At 61.5% G+C, this 17,138-nt stretch carries 15 protein-coding genes; 14 read left to right on the top strand and 1 reads right to left on the bottom strand.

Annotation, left to right across the window (positions count from 1 at the left end; translation table 11 throughout):
* Nucleotides 1-100 precede the first annotated feature (100 nt).
* The 13 genes from lepA (at nucleotide 101) to ICM05_RS08275 (ending at nucleotide 13,257) form a co-directional block, all read left to right on the top strand.
* Nucleotides 101-1,951 carry a translation elongation factor 4 gene (gene lepA, locus ICM05_RS08335; RefSeq protein ID WP_188024113.1) on the top strand — a complete coding sequence of 617 codons (1,851 nt, stop codon included), beginning with the start codon at nucleotides 101-103 and terminating at the stop codon, nucleotides 1,949-1,951.
* Nucleotides 1,948-2,730: a DUF1990 family protein gene (locus ICM05_RS08330; RefSeq protein WP_188024112.1), complete on the top strand. Its 783-nt coding sequence runs from the start codon at nucleotides 1,948-1,950 to the stop codon at nucleotides 2,728-2,730. The genes lepA and ICM05_RS08330 overlap by 4 nt, the downstream gene beginning before the upstream one ends.
* 2 nt (nucleotides 2,731-2,732) lie before the next feature.
* Nucleotides 2,733-3,971, top strand: coding sequence for a radical SAM family heme chaperone HemW (gene hemW, locus ICM05_RS08325; RefSeq protein ID WP_188024111.1), 1,239 nt, complete (start codon nucleotides 2,733-2,735; stop codon nucleotides 3,969-3,971).
* Between the two features lie 67 nt (nucleotides 3,972-4,038).
* The gene (hrcA, locus tag ICM05_RS08320) at nucleotides 4,039-5,076 is read left to right on the top strand and encodes a heat-inducible transcriptional repressor HrcA (RefSeq protein WP_188024110.1); all 1,038 of its coding nucleotides are present in this window, start codon (nucleotides 4,039-4,041) and stop codon (nucleotides 5,074-5,076) included.
* 55 nt (nucleotides 5,077-5,131) lie between these two features.
* The gene (dnaJ, locus tag ICM05_RS08315; protein WP_188024109.1) at nucleotides 5,132-6,241 is read left to right on the top strand and encodes a molecular chaperone DnaJ; all 1,110 of its coding nucleotides are present in this window, start codon (nucleotides 5,132-5,134) and stop codon (nucleotides 6,239-6,241) included.
* A 5-nt stretch (nucleotides 6,242-6,246) separates the two neighbouring features.
* On the top strand, nucleotides 6,247-7,014 hold the full coding sequence (locus tag ICM05_RS08310) for a 16S rRNA (uracil(1498)-N(3))-methyltransferase (RefSeq protein WP_188024108.1): 768 nt from the start codon (nucleotides 6,247-6,249) through the stop codon (nucleotides 7,012-7,014).
* A 284-nt stretch (nucleotides 7,015-7,298) separates the two neighbouring features.
* Entirely contained in the window at nucleotides 7,299-8,663 is a 1,365-nt protein-coding gene (locus ICM05_RS08305; protein ID WP_188024250.1) for an amino acid permease, read from the top strand.
* A gap of 113 nt (nucleotides 8,664-8,776) precedes the next feature.
* Nucleotides 8,777-9,127: an HIT domain-containing protein gene (locus ICM05_RS08300; protein ID WP_188024107.1), complete on the top strand. Its 351-nt coding sequence runs from the start codon at nucleotides 8,777-8,779 to the stop codon at nucleotides 9,125-9,127.
* A complete protein-coding gene (locus ICM05_RS08295) occupies nucleotides 9,117-10,133 on the top strand; it encodes a PhoH family protein (protein WP_370566770.1) in 1,017 nt (338 codons plus the stop codon). The genes ICM05_RS08300 and ICM05_RS08295 overlap by 11 nt, the downstream gene beginning before the upstream one ends.
* On the top strand, nucleotides 10,130-10,591 hold the full coding sequence (gene ybeY, locus ICM05_RS08290) for an rRNA maturation RNase YbeY (RefSeq protein WP_188024106.1): 462 nt from the start codon (nucleotides 10,130-10,132) through the stop codon (nucleotides 10,589-10,591). Before ICM05_RS08295 ends, ybeY begins: the two co-directional genes overlap by 4 nt.
* On the top strand, nucleotides 10,588-11,889 hold the full coding sequence (locus tag ICM05_RS08285) for a hemolysin family protein (RefSeq protein WP_188024105.1): 1,302 nt from the start codon (nucleotides 10,588-10,590) through the stop codon (nucleotides 11,887-11,889). The genes ybeY and ICM05_RS08285 overlap by 4 nt, the downstream gene beginning before the upstream one ends.
* Before the next feature lie 5 nt (nucleotides 11,890-11,894).
* A complete protein-coding gene (era, locus tag ICM05_RS08280; protein WP_188024104.1) occupies nucleotides 11,895-12,839 on the top strand; it encodes a GTPase Era in 945 nt (314 codons plus the stop codon).
* A gap of 46 nt (nucleotides 12,840-12,885) precedes the next feature.
* Nucleotides 12,886-13,257 carry a DUF5684 domain-containing protein gene (locus ICM05_RS08275; protein WP_353055858.1) on the top strand — a complete coding sequence of 124 codons (372 nt, stop codon included), beginning with the start codon at nucleotides 12,886-12,888 and terminating at the stop codon, nucleotides 13,255-13,257.
* 168 nt (nucleotides 13,258-13,425) lie between these two features.
* Here ICM05_RS08275 and ICM05_RS08270 read toward each other — a convergent pair whose 3' ends face one another.
* Nucleotides 13,426-15,225, bottom strand: coding sequence for a DUF2207 domain-containing protein (locus ICM05_RS08270; protein ID WP_188024103.1), 1,800 nt, complete (start codon nucleotides 15,223-15,225; stop codon nucleotides 13,426-13,428).
* Nucleotides 15,226-15,377: 152 nt separating this feature from the next.
* Between ICM05_RS08270 and leuA the strand changes: the two genes are divergently transcribed.
* Nucleotides 15,378-17,123, top strand: coding sequence for a 2-isopropylmalate synthase (gene leuA / locus ICM05_RS08265; RefSeq protein ID WP_188024102.1), 1,746 nt, complete (start codon nucleotides 15,378-15,380; stop codon nucleotides 17,121-17,123).
* Nucleotides 17,124-17,138 lie beyond the last annotated feature (15 nt).

Genomic DNA, 17,138 nt, shown 5'->3' with positions numbered 1-17,138 from the left:
GGTGCCCAGCAGCGCCGCAACCGCGCTCAGGGGCACGCCACGCGTGCTCTCATATAGGGGGAACAGCAACTCAGGGGCCACTGTGAGATAATGAGCCACAATGTCTCCTCGTAGTGTGAACCCCCCAGCGCCGTCGTCGACCGACCCCGCGAAGATTCGCAACTTCTGCATCATCGCGCACATCGACCACGGTAAGTCCACCCTCGCTGACCGCATGCTGCAGGTCACGGGCACTGTTTCTGACCGCGATATGCGCGCTCAGTACCTCGACAACATGGATATCGAGCGCGAGCGCGGTATCACCATTAAGTCGCAGGCTGTCCGTATGCATTGGAACCACGACGGTGGTGACTATGCACTGAACATGATCGATACCCCGGGTCACGTTGACTTCAGCTACGAGGTATCTCGCTCGCTGGCAGCGTGTGAGGGTGCGATCTTGCTCGTTGACGCCGCACAGGGCATCGAGGCGCAGACGCTCGCGAACCTCTACCTCGCGATGGAGAACGATCTCGAGATCATCCCCGTCTTGAACAAGATCGACCTCCCAGCTGCAGACCCTGAGCGCGTAGCTGCTGAGATCGCGGATCTCATCGGTGGCAACCCCGATGACATTCTCAAGGTGTCGGGCAAGACCGGCATGGGTGTTGAAGAGCTGCTCAACAGCGTCATTGAGCGCGTTCCCGCGCCCGTCGGCGACGCTGACGGCCCCGCCCGCGCAATGATCTTCGACTCGGTCTACGACCCCTACCGTGGCGTGGTTACTTACGTCCGTATGGTTGACGGCAAGCTCACCCCGCGTGAGAAGGTCCTCATGATGTCGACCAAGACCGAGCACGAAGCGCTCGAGATTGGCGTCTCGGCTCCCGGGCCGACCCCGACCAAGGGTCTCGGCGTCGGCGAGGTGGGATACCTCATCACCGGTGTGAAGGACGTTCGCCAGTCGAAGGTTGGCGATACCGTCACCACCAAGTTCCACGGTGCTGAAGAGGCGCTGCCCGGCTACACTGACCCGAAGCCCATGGTCTTCTCGGGTCTGTACCCGATCGACGGTTCCGACTACCCGGTGCTCCGCGAGGCGCTCGACAAGCTCAAGCTTTCTGACGCGGCGCTCCAGTACGAGCCAGAGACCTCGGTCGCGCTTGGCTTCGGCTTCCGCTGTGGCTTCCTTGGCCTGTTGCACCTCGAGATCATCTCGGAGCGCCTGCGCCGCGAGTTCGACCTCGACCTCATCGCGACCGCGCCCAGTGTGGTCTACCAGGTCACGAGTGAAGACGGCTCGGAGACGACCGTGACGAACCCAAGCGAGTACCCCGAGGGCAAGATCCGCTCGGTTCGCGAGCCCGTCGTGCGCGTCGCGATTCTCACCCCCAAGGACTACGTCGGAACCGTCATGGAGCTCTGCCAGAGCCGCCGAGGCAGCCTCATGGGCATGGAATACCTCGGCGAGCGCGTTGAGCTTCGCTACAGCGTTCCCCTCGGCGAGATCGTGTTCGACTTCTTCGACCATCTCAAGAGTCGTACCCAGGGCTACGCGTCACTCGACTACGAACCCATGGGTGAGCAGGAAGCAGACCTCGTGAAGGTCGACATCCTCCTCCAGGGCGACAAGGTCGACGCGTTCAGCGCGATCGTCCACCGTGACAACGCATACCACTACGGCACGATGATGGCTGAGCGCCTGCGCAAGCTTATCCCGCGCCAGCAGTTCGAGGTGCCCATCCAGGCAGCGGTTGGCTCGCGCATTATTGCTCGCGAGACGATCCGCGCCATCCGTAAGGACGTCCTTGCCAAGTGCTACGGCGGCGATATCAGCCGTAAGCGCAAGCTGCTCGAAAAGCAGAAGGAAGGCAAGAAGCGCATGAAGATGGTCGGCCGCGTTGAGGTGCCACAGGAGGCCTTCATCGCAGCGCTGTCGGGCGACGTCGAGACGAAGGACGCGAAGAAGTGACCCCGGCGCCGAAGGAAGAACTTCCGCGGCGCTCGACGCACCGCGAGATGCCGGTTGGCTACGCAGCCGTCGGCGCCTCGCGGGCGAGTGATCTGCTCCGCTTCCCGCCTGCCGGGAGTACCTCATACGAGGAGACGGCCCAGCTCGGGAGCGGCGAAGAGCGATTCATCCTGGCCTCCAGTTGGCTGATGACCTGGGGTGCGCACCGTGGTGCGGGCTGCGCGGTCGACGATGTCGATCGTGGCGAGGGCAGTAACTACGTTGGTGTCGCGTTCGATGCCGAGGGTTCGCCCCTGCCCAGTGGCAACACCGAGGAGCTGTTTGGCCCCGACGGTGAGCCGTTCATCACTGCTGGCACCACTGCTCGGCTGCGAATTGGCGACCTCGACCGCGAGATTCTCGTGGTCTACACGCTCGTTGAGACGAACCGCATTGGCTTCGCATGGGGCGATCGTTCTGCAGAGGGCGGCCCCTACGGCGAGCACTTCGCGGTTGTGGAGCTGAAAGAAGACGGCACGGTCTGGGCCGGCGTTCGCGGCTTCTTCTACTCCTCGCAGAACGGTTTCCTCGGCCTGAAGGCACGTGGCGATCAACGCAACGTCGTTGATGCTGCCAAGCGCATCCTTGAGGCGTTGCAGCCCGGTGCTGCCCCGGTGAACACGCTGCCGAACGACGCGGCAGCGGGCGATGTTGCGGTTGAAACTGACCCGGTAGTGTCTGAGGATGCTGCCGAACCCATAATCATCGAGCTTCCCGCTGATGATTCGGCGGATCGCTAACCGTGCCAAGCACCTTCCCGCCCGGCGAGCCTGCTCCCGCTGACGGTGCCCTTCCGGCCTCTGTGCTTCCTGGCGCAGAAGACCGGAAGTTCGGCGTGTACGTCCACGTCCCGTACTGCCGTGTGCGCTGCGGATACTGCGACTTCAACACCTACACCGCGAGCGAGCTCGGCACCACGAACCAGTCGCACTACGCGTCTGAGGCGGCAACTGAGCTGAGCTTTGGTGCCAAGGTGATGCGTGACTCGGGTCTTCCCGAGCGCCAGGTGTCGACCGTCTTCTTCGGCGGCGGTACCCCGACGCTGCTTCCCGCTGCCGACCTCGTGCTGATGCTCAACCGTATCCGTGACGAGTGGGGCATCGCGGAGGGCGCTGAAGTCACGACCGAGGCAAACCCCGATTCGGTGGATCGCGACTACCTGCAGCACCTTGCAGACAACGGCTTCACCCGCGTGAGCTTCGGCATGCAGTCGGCTGTGCCGAAGGTGTTGCGCGTGCTTGACCGTACGCACTCACCTGAGCGCGTGCCGCAGGTGGTTGCCTGGGCGCGCGAGGTCGGCCTGCAGGTCAGTCTTGACCTCATCTACGGTTCGCCTGGCGAGACCATCGAGGAGTGGGAGACCACGCTCGATGCTGCACTCGCGATGGCGCCCGATCATCTCTCGGCCTACGCTCTGATCGTCGAGCCCGGCACGAAGCTTGCCGCGCAGATCAAGCGCGGCGAGTACCCGGAGACTGACGACGACCTGCACGCTGAGATGTACGAGCATGCAGACGCGAAGCTCGCGGCAGCCGGCTACGAATGGTACGAGGTGAGTAACTGGGCGCGCAGCGAGGATCACCGTTCACGCCACAACCTCTCGTACTGGACCGGCGAGGACTGGTGGGCTGCCGGCCCGGGTGCGCACAGTCACATCGGTGGCACGCGCTGGTGGAACGTCAAGCATCCCCGCGCCTACGCTGACCGGATCTCGCAGGGCCTCTCGCCCGCGCTCGAGCGTGAACTGCTCGACGACGAGGCTCGGCACGAGGAACAGGTGCTCCTGCAGACCCGCATTGCCGACGGCCTCCCGATCGCGGCTCTTGCTGAGAGCGAACGCGGAGCGGTTGCCGGACTGATTGCTGACGGCCTCATCGAGGGTCGCGCTGCATTGGGAAGTGGCGGATCCGCACCCAGAATCGTGCCGACACTCAAGGGGCGGCTGCTCGCTGACCGCGTAGTCGGCGCTCTGCTGAGCTAAGTATTTCTGAGGCTGGCTGCGCTAGACTTGGCACTCGAAGGTGTTGAGTGCCAGGAAGGGAGTCGCGATGGTTACCGAACGCGGTCTCGCTGTCTTGCACGCGATCGTGAGTGACTACGTTGCGACGAGCGAGCCGGTTGGTTCGAAATCCATCGTTGATCGGCACAGCTTCGGGGTTTCGGCCGCGACCATTCGCAATGACATGGCTTCGCTCGAAGACCAAGAGCTCATCGCGCAGACACACACTTCTTCTGGCCGTGTGCCGACGGACAAGGGCTACCGGCTCTACGTTGACACTTTGGCTCGCGCACGTCCGCTCACGGGGGCGCAGCGCACCGCGATCGAACGGTTCCTCGGTGAATCGAATGATCTCGACGATGCGATGAGCCGCACGGTTCGACTGCTCGCGCAGCTCACGAACCAGGTGGCCGTTGCGCAGTACCCGTCGCTACGCAGCACGGTCGTGCGTCACATCGACCTCGTTGCCGTCGGCGAAGATCGCGTGCTGTGCGTGCTCATCCTTGGCTCCGGCGTGGTTGAGCAGCAGGTCGCGAAGTTGCCTTCTGCGCAGGTGACCGAGGCGTGGGTGAACGGACTCAGGGGGCGGATCGCGCAGGCGATCATCGGTCTCGATCTTGACTCCGCTGAACGCGCGCTGACCGCACTCGCTGCGAACGCGAACGAGTGGGTCGATCCGCTCGAAAACGAGCTCATCGGGCGCGTACTCGACATCGTGCTCGGGCAGCTCAAAGCGAATCGCAGTGACAAGATCGCGGTTGCTGGCACAGCGAATCTCTCGCGGCCGGGGGAGTACTCCGGTACCCTGACCACCGTGCTCGAGGCGATCGAGGAGCAGGTAACGCTGTTGCGCTTGTTTGAAGAACTCGTGCATGACCAGCGTGACGTTGCCGCCTCGATCGGGCGTGAGAACGCGCTGTATGGCCTGCCCGAAGCGTCGGTCATCGCCACCAACTATGCCTCCGCAGGTGACAATGCTGCGCGCCTCGGCGTGCTCGGTCCCGTCCGCATGGACTACGCAGGCAACATTTCGAGCGTCCGCGCTGTCGCACGGTACCTCAATCAGATCCTTGACGAAGCGCACTAGCAGCCTTCGCCGTTTTTCATCAGTTTTTCACCGCAACCACTAAGGAGCAATCAGAGTGGCAGATCACTACGAGGTCCTCGGAGTTTCCCGCGAAGCGACCCCAGAAGAGATCAAGAAGGCGTACCGCAAGCTTGCGCGTCAGCTCCACCCCGATGTGAACCCGTCTGAGGACGCCGCAGAGCGTTTCAAGGACGTCACTCACGCATACGACGTGCTCAGCGACGCAGAGCAGCGCGCGCGTTACGACCGCGGTGGCGATCAGCCCGGCTTCGGCGGCGCAGGCGGCGGCTTCGGCGATATCTTCGAGACCTTCTTTGGTGGCGGCTTCGGCAGCGGATCACAGGGCCCCCGCTCGCGCGCCGAGCGCGGCGAGGACGCACTCATTCGCATTGACGTTCCCCTCGAAGAGGTTGTCTTCGGTGCGAAGCGCGACATCACCATCAATACCGCAGTGCTCTGCAATACGTGTGACGGCAGTGGCTGCCAGCCCGGCACGAGCCCCGTTACCTGTGACGTCTGCCACGGCCAGGGTCAGGTGCAGCGTCAGGTTCGCTCGCTCTTCGGCAACGTTGTGACGATGCACCCCTGCGGCAGCTGCTCAGGCTACGGCACGATTATTGAGCACCCCTGCACCTCGTGCGCAGGCAAGGGCCGCGTGCGCGAGCGCCGCGAGCTTCCCCTCGATATCCCCTCGGGTATCGAGACCGGCACCCGCATGCAGATGCGTGGTGGTGGCGAGGTTGGCCCAGGTGGCGGCCCCAACGGCGATCTCTTCATTGAATTCCGTGTGACGCACCACGACATCTTCAGCCGCGACGGCGATGATCTGCTCAGCACGCTCCAGGTCGCAATGACTGACGCGGTGCTCGGCGCTGAGGTCTCGCTCGATTCGCTTGACGGTGACAAGGTTGAGATTGAGGTTCCCGCTGGCGTCCAGTCGGGTGACATCATCACCGTGCGTGGCCGCGGCATCCAGGGCCTTCAGACCACGAACCGCGGCGACCTCAAGGTTGCTGTGCAGGTCGTGACCCCCGCGAAGCTCAGCAAGCGTGAGAAAGATCTCGTGCGCCAGCTCGCGGCACTGCGCAAGGACGAAGATCCCCACTTTGGTGAGTTCCACCAGGGCTTCTTCGGCAAGATCCGCGATCGCTTCTTTAAGAACTAAGCGCCGTGGCGAATCTCTACTACCGTGAGGGCCTGACCGCAGCTGAATTCGTTCCTGGCGCCGTCATCGAAATTACCGGTGACGAAGCTCGGCACGCAGTTCGCGTCAGTCGTCTGCGGCAGGGTGAGCAGATCCTCATCGGCAATGGCGCGGGCGCGCTCGCAAACGCCGAGGCAACCGTCGTTGGCAAGGACCGGTTTTCGGTACGTCTGCTCGACGTGACGCAGGACGCAGCGCCAGAGATTCGCCTCACCCTCGTACAAGCGCTCGCAAAGGGCGACCGAGATGAGCGCGCCGTCGAGCAGTCGACGGAATTTGGCGTTGACGGCTTTGTGCCCTGGCAGGCTGCGCGTTCAGTCTCGCGCTGGGATGGCGCTGGCGGCGCAGAGAAGTCAGCGAAGGGCATTGCCAAATGGCAGCGCATTGCTCGCGAGGCATCGAAGCAGTCGCTTCGTGCCTGGATCCCGGAAGTTGGTCCGCTCGCGACCACACGTGACCTCTGTGCGGCTGCAGCGGATCCCGAAATCGAAGTCATCGTGCTGCACCCGCGCGGTGAACGTGCGCTGAGCTCTTGGGCTACCGATGGTCTTGACCGTCAGGCGCGTGAGATCATGCTCGTTGTTGGCCCAGAAGGTGGACTTTCTGACGGCGAAATTGACGAGCTTGAGGCTGCTGGCGCGCGTGTGCTCGTACTCGGAAATACGGTACTTCGCACATCATCTGCTGGTCCAGCTGCGCTCGCCGTGCTGAATGTGGGGCTACACCGCTGGTAAATCAGTGCATATGCACTGATTTGTTCCACCAAACGGGATCATTTCAACTCTGGCCAAGCTCTGGCTTTTGCGATATAAGTCACCTGGGTATACCATCGTGCTCACGCATGGGGTTCGCTACGAGCGTTCCCGAAAGATGTGCGTTGAACATAGGTATATAGAGGTTTTTACAAGTGAGTGACAACAACTCAAACGGTGCACTAAACAACGGAGCAAAAGAGATACCGAACGCCTCGACGCCGCCCCCCATTCAGCACAAAAAGCTGGCGTCTCGCCACGTGACGATGATCACGCTTGGTGGCATCATTGGCGCGAGTTTGTTTGTGGGATCTGGCAACGTTATTCGCGCGGTTGGACCGGCAGCGGTGCTGTCCTACCTCATTGGCGGACTTCTCGTCTTCCTGGCGATGCGCATGCTCGGAGAGATGGCGGCGGCGCGGCCCACCATCGGTTCGTTCATGGAGTATGCACGAGTTGGTCTGGGCAACTGGGCGGCGTATCTCGTCGGCTGGCTGTACTGGTACTTCTGGGTCGGTGTCCTTGCATATGAGGCCGTACTCGGTGGTGAAACCCTCAACGGCTGGTTCACCTTCCTGCCAGGATGGGCATGGTCGCTCATTCTGATCGCAATCTTCGTTGGCACCAACCTCATTTCGGTTCGTACCTTCGGCGAGGTTGAGTTCTGGCTCGCAAGCATCAAGGTCGTTGCGATCGTGGTGTTCCTGGGTGCTGGTCTGCTCTTCGCGCTTGGTCTCTGGCCGAATGCAACGTTCTCTGTACCGAATCTGTGGGAGCATGGCGGCTTCGCACCGAACGGTTTCGGCGTAGTCTTCACTGGTGTAGCACTCGTCATCTTCTCGTACTTCGGCACTGAGATTGCGGTTATGGCAGCCGCTGAATCGGAAGACCCGGCGAAGGGTATCCGTCAGGCTACGCACACGATCATCTGGCGCATCTTGCTCTTCTTCGTGGGTGCAGTGCTCATCATCACGATGGTCATTCCCTGGGATGAACTCCCCGAACCCGTGAGCGTCGCAGTCGCTCCGTTCACGCAGGTGTTCTCGCTGCTGGGCGTTCCCGGCGCAGCGATGATCATGCAGCTCATCATCTTCACCGCGGTGATCTCGGTACTGAACTCTGGCCTGTACTCGGCATCACGCATGTTCGCTGCTCTTGCAGACCAGGGCTTCGCGCCAAAGCTGATTTCGAAGCGTTCACGTAACGGCGTGCCTGTCTGGGCACTGATCGCCTCCACGAGTGGTGCGGTCGCCGCAACCATTGTGAACTTCGCAGCGCCTGACTCGGGCGTCTTCTCGTTCATCATGAACTCGGCTGGCCTCGTTGCGCTCTTCGTCTACGTCTTCATCGCAATCACGCAGATGCGCTTGCGTCAGAAGATGAGCCCCGATGAGGTGAAGGGGCTGAAGCTGAAGATGTGGCTGCACCCCTGGCTGAACATTGTCCTCATCCTCGCAATCGTCGCGATCCTCATCATCATGCTCACGACTGAGGCAGGCCGCACCCAGGTGTGGACGAGCCTTATTGCGACCGTGGTACTCGTACTCTTCTGGCCGCTTGTTCGGAAGAAGCTGAAGAAGCGTGACGCAGAAAAGTTGCAGGCCGACGTGCCCGCAACCGACGAAGCCTAAAACGACTGTTCGTCATCGCATCGTTCGCCCCTGGCTCCAGCGCTTGCTGTCTGCCAGGGGCGAACTGCGTTTGCGACTCTTTCGCATCGGCCCTGGCCGGGTAGACTGGTGGTATGGCTCAGGACACCATTTTCGCCAAGATCGTTTCTGGAGATATCCCGGTCGAGATTCTCGCCGAGACCGAGCGCGTGATCGCGTTCCCAGATATTGCGCCCCAGGCGCCCGTTCACATTCTCGTGATCCCTAAATCAACCGAGTATGAGAACGTCGTCGAACTTGCCGCTGGTGACCCCGAAACCCTCGCCGAGATGGTTGCGGTAGCGAAGCAGCTCGCAGAGAAGCACGGCAACGGTGACTTCCGTCTGCTCTTCAACTCGGGTGAAACTGTCGGCCAGACCGTATTCCATGTGCACGCCCATGTGCTCGCAGGAGACCTCAAGGAGAACTCGCTCGTTGGAGCCTGAAACAACCAGCCCCACTTCCGCGTCCGTCAACTCACGTGAGCTGACACGCACCATTACGCTCTCGGGTGTCGAACTGAGTTCGTTCCTCGGGCACCGAGACCAGCTCGTTCGTGACCTCGAGGAGCTGCATCCAGGCGTACGGTTCCACGTACGTGATGAGGTGATGACCCTGCGCGGTGACGTCGCACAGGTGCGTGCCGCTGAGGCAGTCGTGCTTGAGGTGCTCGATCTTGCTCGCAAGAGCGGGCAGGTCTCAGCACACGATGTGCGCGCGATCACCCATTTGGTCAACAAGGGGCAGGCGGGATCCGCCGCCCAGCGTCTCAGCGAGCCGATCGTGCAGGTGCGGGGCAACGCCGTACGTGCCCAGACCGACGGCCAGCGCAGCTACGTCGACGCGATTGATGACAACACTATTGTGTTCGGCATCGGACCTGCCGGCACTGGCAAGACGTACTTGGCGATGGCGAAGGCCGTGCAGGCCCTGCAGCGCCGCGAAGTCTCGAAGATCATGCTCACCCGTCCCGCGGTCGAAGCGGGGGAGAGCCTTGGCTTCCTGCCCGGTGGTCTTGAGGAAAAGATTGACCCGTACCTGCGCCCGCTGTTCGATGCGGTGAGTGCAATGATGGACCAAGATCTTGTCGGCCGTCTGCTCGCGAACGGCACCATCGAGGTCGCCCCACTCGCCTACATGCGCGGTCGCACCCTGAACGAAGCGTTCGTCATTCTTGACGAAGCGCAGAACACGACACCCGAACAGATGAAGATGTTCCTGACCCGTCTCGGCTATGGCTCGAAGATGGTCATCACGGGCGATCTCACCCAGGTCGATCGCCCGAAGGGCCGCAGCGGCCTCGGAGTTGTGCAGCGCATCCTCGGCGACGTCGAGGACATCCATTTTGCGGAGCTCACCGCAGACGACATCGTTCGTCATAGCCTGGTCGGTCGCATCGTCGACGCGTACCAGGATTACGATGAGCAGAAGAACCAAGGAGACGCCTCATGAGCGTAGAGATCAATAACGAATCAGCAATCGAAGTTTCTGAAGAGCAGCTGCAGCGCCTCGCGCTGTTCGCGCTCGAGGCGATGCACGTGCACGCCGACACCGACGTAGCAATCATGCTCGTCGATGAGCCCGCGATGTCTGACCTGCACGAGCAGTGGATGGGCGAACCTGGCGCAACCGATGTCCTCAGCTTCCCGATGGACGAGCTGCGCCCCGGTCGTCTTGATTCGAAGACGCCAGCTGGCATTCTCGGCGACATCGTGATCTGCCCCCAGGTGGCAGATCGTCAGGCCGACGCCGCGGGACATGACCTCGCGCAGGAGATCATCATTCTCACGACGCACGGCATGCTGCATCTGCTCGGCTTCGATCACGCGACCCCGCCAGAGGAAGCCGAGATGTTCGGCATTCAGCGCGACATCGTCACCGCGTTCCACGCGCGAGAGCGTTCACTTTGAGCGCTGGCTTAGCTGCCCTCCTCATCATCGCGGCGCTGCTGCTTGCCGCGATCGGTGGCCTGCTCGCTGCAACCGATGCGGCACTTTCGGTGCGTTCGCGGGCTGAACTCCTCGCGCTCGCAGACGAGGGTGGTCGCTCGAGTAAGTCGATCCGCGCGATTGCCGAGAACGAAGAAAGCCACATCAACGCGCTGTCATTTGCACGTGTGTTTGCTGAGGTGCTCTCGGCGGTACTCATCACGCTCGTGCTCGCCTACATGCTCGACGAACTGTGGCTCGAACTCGTCATCGCAACGATCGTGATGACGGCCGTGACGTTCGTGCTCGTCGGCTCGAGTCCGCGCACGGTCGGTACTCATCGCCCTGACGGCGTGATTCGTTTTACGGCTCCGACGGTGCACGCGATCCGCATCCTTTTGGGTCCGCTTTCGAACGGCCTGATCAGGTTCGGCCACCGAGTGACGCCCGGTCGTGACGGTGCTGCTCGCATTCGTGATGAGCAACAGCTGCTGTCCGTGGTTGATCAAGCGGCCGAGCAGGCTGTGCTCGAAGACGACGACCGCGACCTCATTCATTCGATCGTTGAGCTCAACGACACCTACGTTCGCGAAGTCATGGTGCCGCGCATCGACATGGTGACCGTGAGCGCAGATCAGAGCGTGCGCGAGGCGCTTGAAGCGCAGCTGAGCTCGCGTCATTCACGCCTTCCGGTCGTCGGTGGGGACACCGATGACATCGTTGGCGTGGTGCATCTGCGCGACGCGAGTAAGTTCGTCTTGCGGCGGCCTGATGAGGCAGAAACCTCACCGGTCACGCGCATTACGAAGTCGCCGGTGTTTGTCCCCGAGCTTCAGCGCGCGGATCGTCTCCTGCGGCAGATGCAGGACGAGGCCAACCACCTTGCGTTCGTTGTGGACGAGTACGGCGGCATCTCCGGCCTCGTGACGCTGGAAGACCTCATTGAGGAACTCTTTGGCGAGATCAGCGACGAGCATGACCGTGAAACCGTTGACATCGTCGAGGAAGGTGACGAGACATACCTCGTCAGTGCGCGCCTGCCGATCGACCGTCTCGCAGACCTGTTCGAGGCCGAACTCGACGTCGAAGACGTTGATACGGTCGGCGGCCTGCTCACCATGCTCGTAGGCAAACTCCCGGAACCCGGCGACTCCGCAGTCGTCGAGGACATCAGACTTGAGGCCGTCGAGGTCGAGCGTCGCAGACAGCGGCTCGTCACGATCCGCGCCCAAAAATTCAATGACGACGAAGCGTCGTCAGCACAGCAAGAGGAAGAGTAATCATCATGAGCGAAGAAGTTTCGCAGCCTGCTGGCGACGTGACCGGGCCTGCGGAGGCTGCTGAGAAGCCGTTCCGCGCTGGCTTTGTCTCATTCGTCGGTCGCCCCAATGTTGGCAAGTCGACCCTGACCAACGCACTCGTTGGCGAGAAGATCGTCATCACGAGTGAAAAGCCGCAGACGACGCGTCGCGTGATTCGCGGTATCGTGCACCGTCCCGATGGTCAGCTCATCATCGTTGACACCCCGGGCATTCACCGCCCGCGCACGCTCCTCGGTGAGCGTCTGAACGCACTCGTGGAGACCACGCTCGGCGACGTCGATGTGATCGGTTTCTGCGTGCCCGCGAACGAGAAGATTGGCCCCGGCGATCGTTTCATCGATGAGCGCCTGAACGATTTCCCGCGTGCAAAGAAGGTTGCGATCCTCACGAAGATCGACAGTGCTTCGCAGACCGAGATCATCGACCAGCTCACCAAGCTCGGCGCAATGCGCGAGTGGGATGCGGTCGTGCCGATCTCGTCAACGGAAGACCAGCAGCTCGACATCCTCTCTGAGGTGCTCCTCGACCTCATGCCTGAGTCGCCAGCGCTCTACGAGGACGAGACGATCACCGATGAGAGCGAAGACGAGCGGATCGCAGAGCTCATCCGTGAGGCTGCACTCGCGGGTGCTCGTGAAGAGCTGCCGCACTCGCTCGCAGCTTCGGTCGATGACCGCGAGGAGCGCGAGGATGGCCTCATCGAGATTTACGCTTCGGTGTACGTCGAGCGTGACAGCCAGAAGGGCATCGTGATCGGCAAGGGCGGGCAGCGTCTGAAGGCGATCGGTGAGACCGCACGCAAAGGCATTGAAGAGCTGCTCGGGCGCCGGGTGTACCTTTCGATCCGCGTAAAAGTTTTGAAGGAATGGCAGCGTGACCCGAAGGCGCTCGGTAAGCTCGGTTTCTAAAGCGGCTACATAGCCAGCGCAATCCGACCTCGAAGAGGAGACCGAAGTGGACGTAAGTGAGCAGTTTGTCGCATTGATGCAGGGTGGTCTCGGCGTAGTCTCCGTGGCCTGGTACATCCTCGTCGTCATTGCGATGTGGAAGGTCTTCACCAAGGCCGGGTACGCGGGTATTCTCGCGATTATCCCGATTGTGAACATCATCTTCCTCGTGAAGATTGCCGGCTACTCAGGCTGGCTTTCGCTGCTCTACATCGTTCCGATCATCGGTTTCATCTTCAACATCATGGTGTGCCTCCGTGTGGGAATGAAGTTCGGCAAGAGCACCGCATTCTCGGTGTTCTTGATCTGGATCTTCTCCACGATCGGCTTCTTCATCATCGGTTTCGGCCAGGCGAAGTACGACCGCAACGCGCAGTAACGCGGTTGCGCGGCCACGTTGCTGCGCTCAACCACGCGAAAGGGCCCGTTCTCTCGAGACGTGCAGCTATTCACCGCTGCAACTGTCTGTTGTGAGAGAACGGGCCCTTTTGCGTGTGCGTGGCGAGGGAGCGCGCCTCGGGCAGCCGTCACCGGCCGTCACCGACCGCTAACGACCGCCGCTGAACCCGCCTCCGCCGCCACCGCCGGCGAAGCCACCGCCGCTCGATCCGCCCGAGCTGCTTGAGGTGTAGCTCACCGACGAACTCATGTTGTCGGTGAAGCGTGAGATCTCGCTCGCGAAGCGATCGATCCCGCCGTGCATCATGAGCGCCGGATACCAGAGCGGGGAGTACCCTGGCGTCTCCGCATACTTCGTTTGCAAGGTTTTCGTCCACTGCTTCTCGAGGCCAAACAGCATCGCGTAGGGGAGGAGCTTCTCATAGAGTTCCACGACCGTCGCCTCGTCAACCTCACGGCGTTCTGCTCCGGTGGGTGATTGCAGCACGCGAATGCGATCCGCCTCCGCGACCGAAATGAACTCCTTCACGCCGAGCAGGTACTCGCGTGCCTCGGCCCCGCGCTTCGTGTGCATCTCATGTGGCACCAGGCCAAAAATGATGCCGACGATGGCGGCAATTGCGATGATGAGGAACAGTACCGACGAGCCGGAGTCACGTTGTACCAGTGCCATGATCGTGAGCACAATGTGCACCGCGGCGATCGGCATGCTGATGAAGGCGAGCAGCCGGGCAAGCGGTACCTGACGTTTCTCGAAGTAGCCCCGCGAGTGAGCCTGCTTACTCCCTGCCTCCGTGAGCTTCTGCATGCTAGCGCCGAACTTCTCATCCTTCTTTGGGAGCGTCTTGCTCGCGCCGGGACCCGCGCTTCCGAAGAGCTTGTTCAGTGTCGCGCCATCGAGCGGGTCGACTGCTGCCTCGCGGCTCATCAGGCGCAGCGTCGGCCTTGCCGATCGAGCGCCAGGCTTCTTGGGGTCGTCTTCGATGCGGATCGCGCCTTGCACTGCGAGATGAACAAACTCGGCGGGAACGGGGGAGCTGGAGCGCCCAGCAATCTTGGCTGCCAGCAGTGGAGGGAGGTCGCGGGGAACGTCGTATTGGGCAATGATGGTGCCGCGATCGATCCGCCGCTTGCGAATGTATCGCACCCCCGTGAACATCGAGCCGAGACTCATGAGAAAAGCCAGTCCGCCGGATAGGAACGGCACGGTGTCGAGGAGTGCGTTGGGCAGGCGCACAGGCGGCTGGGTGAAGGTGCCCGGCGCGAATCCGATAGCGACCGTGACGCCCTCATATGCGGCGAGTGGGGCCGGGGGGACGGTGAATGTCGTGCCCGAGCGCGAGATGTCACAACGGTCCGTTGATTCGGCAGCCCCGGCGTAGCACGCAACGTTGCCATTGAGCGAAGACGTAAGCGTGGGATCTACGGTGATTGATGCCTGAAAGGCGTCGATCTGTTGGTGGTGTTCGAAGTCAACGAGATCCCAGTAGAACTCGTCGGCGGTTTCGTCGTCGCGCGCGAGAATGGTGTCGCTGAGCGTGTAGTCGATGACGTAGGTCTGGCGGCCGTGGACGTAGTCATTGTTTCCGGTGAGGACCGCGATGAAGTCCCCGTCTTCGTCCACCTCAGTGTCAAAGGGGACCGCTGCGCCATGCTCGTCAGTGACGGTGAAATCTCGTGGATCGATTGCCGCCTTCTCGTAGTTCATCGGCAGACCGCGAACAATGCCGCGATTCTGATCAACCTCGGGAAACTCGGCCACGAGTGTCTCGGTCACGTGGGTGAGTGCGCGGCCGTCGTCATCTTGCGTAATGCGGTAGTCCACAGACCAGCTGCTGTAGGAGAAGTCGTCAACATCGGCTGAAGCCGGTGCTGATCCGCCAAATATTGCGGCAGAGGATGCCGCCAGCAGCAGTACAGGGGTTAGCGCAAAGCGTGTCCATGGCATGTGGCTAGGTTAGCGGGTGCTATAGTGAAAGACATGCTGTTCGGCACGCTTCTCCTTAGTTGCCGCGACGAGGCCTAATCCTTCTGGCCTTCCTCGTCGCGGTGTTTGTGTTTGGCGGAACAAACAAGCGAACGTAGAGAGATACAAGGTTCATGAAGAACATGCAGCAGCCCTCGGGCATGCCGGCCCACCGTTACCGTCCGTACAGCGAGATCATCAAGGTTGATCTCCCCGATCGCACGTGGCCCACGAAGCAGATCACCGAGGCTCCGCGCTGGTGCGCAGTCGATCTCCGTGATGGCAACCAGGCACTTATCGATCCGATGAGCCCCGAGCGTAAGCGGATCATGTTCGATCTGCTCGTGAAGATGGGCTACAAGGAGATCGAGGTTGGCTTCCCCTCGGCAAGCCAGACCGATTTCGACTTCGTGCGACAGCTCATTGAAGACGACGCGATTCCCGATGACGTCACCATTCAGGTGCTGACCCAGGCACGCGAGCACCTCATTAAGCGCACCTACGAGTCGCTCATCGGTGCGAAGCAGGCGATAGTTCACCTGTACAACTCGACGAGCATTCTGCAGCGCGATGTGGTGTTCCGTCAGGACCGCGAGGGCATCAAGCAGCTCGCAGTCGAGGGTGCAAAGCTCTGCAAGTCCTTCGAGCACATCTGCGCAGGCACCGACATCTTCTACGAGTACTCACCCGAGTCGTACACCGGTACTGAGCTCGAGTACGCGGCAGAGGTTTGCAACGCGATCCTCGACGTGTTCCAGCCGACCCCCGAGCGCAAGGTCATTTTGAACCTGCCCGCGACCGTCGAGATGGCAACGCCGAATGTCTACGCCGACTCGATCGAGTGGATGTGCCGCAACATCAACAATCGCGAGAACGTCATCATCTCGCTCCACCCGCACAATGACCGCGGTACCGGCGTCGCTGCAGCGGAGCTGGGCTACATGGCGGGCGCGGATCGTATCGAGGGTTGCCTCTTCGGTAACGGTGAGCGCACCGGCAACGTTGACCTGGTCGCACTGGGCATCAACATGTTCACGCAGGGAATTGACCCCCAGATTGATTTCTCGCGCCTCGACGAGGTTCGCCGTACCGCCGAATACTGCAACCAGCTTCGCGTGCCCGAGCGCAGCCCTTGGGCTGGCGACCTGGTCTACACCGCATTCTCTGGCTCGCATCAGGATGCGATCAAGAAGGGCTTCGAGCGCATGGCGGCCGATGCTGAGGCTGCGGGCAAGAGCGTCGACGAAATCGAGTGGGCGGTTCCGTACCTGCCCGTCGACCCCAAGGACCTCGGCCGTTCTTACGAGGCGGTCATTCGCGTGAACTCGCAGTCGGGTAAGGGTGGCGTTGCGTACCTGCTCAAGACTGACCATAACCTGGATCTGCCGCGTCGACTGCAGATCGAGTTCAGCGCTGTCGTGCAGGACGTCACTGACAGCGAGGGTGGCGAGGTCTCGAGCGAGTCGATCTGGCGCATCTTCCAGGATGAGTACCTGCCGACCGCCGGTACCGAGTTTGACCAGTGGGGTCGCTACGAGCTGTTCCGCACCGCATCGACGAGTGCAGGCGACGGTGTCACCGAGCTCGTCGTTGACTACCGTGACGGTGAAGCACGCGAGCAGATGACCTCGCGCGGTAACGGTCCTGTTGACGCGTTCATCTCGGGCGTGAACGAGAGTGGCCACGAGGTCACGCTCTTTGACTACGTTGAGCACGCAATGAGCTCGGGTGGTGACGCGGTAGCCGCTGCGTATGTTGACCTTGAGGTTGATGGCCAGCGTCTGTGGGGCGTCGGCATTGATCCTGACACCACCCGTGCGACGCTCAAGGCGATCGTTTCTTCGATCAACCGCGCTGAGCGCACGAAGGTCGCGGCGTAAGTAGTCGTACATTTG

It is taken from the genome of Leucobacter sp. cx-42, from assembly GCF_014529985.1.
In the GTDB taxonomy this organism is placed as follows: domain Bacteria; phylum Actinomycetota; class Actinomycetes; order Actinomycetales; family Microbacteriaceae; genus Leucobacter.
The sequence above is the reverse complement of the archived record's forward strand: the minus strand, read 5'-3'. Positions and strand labels throughout refer to the sequence as shown.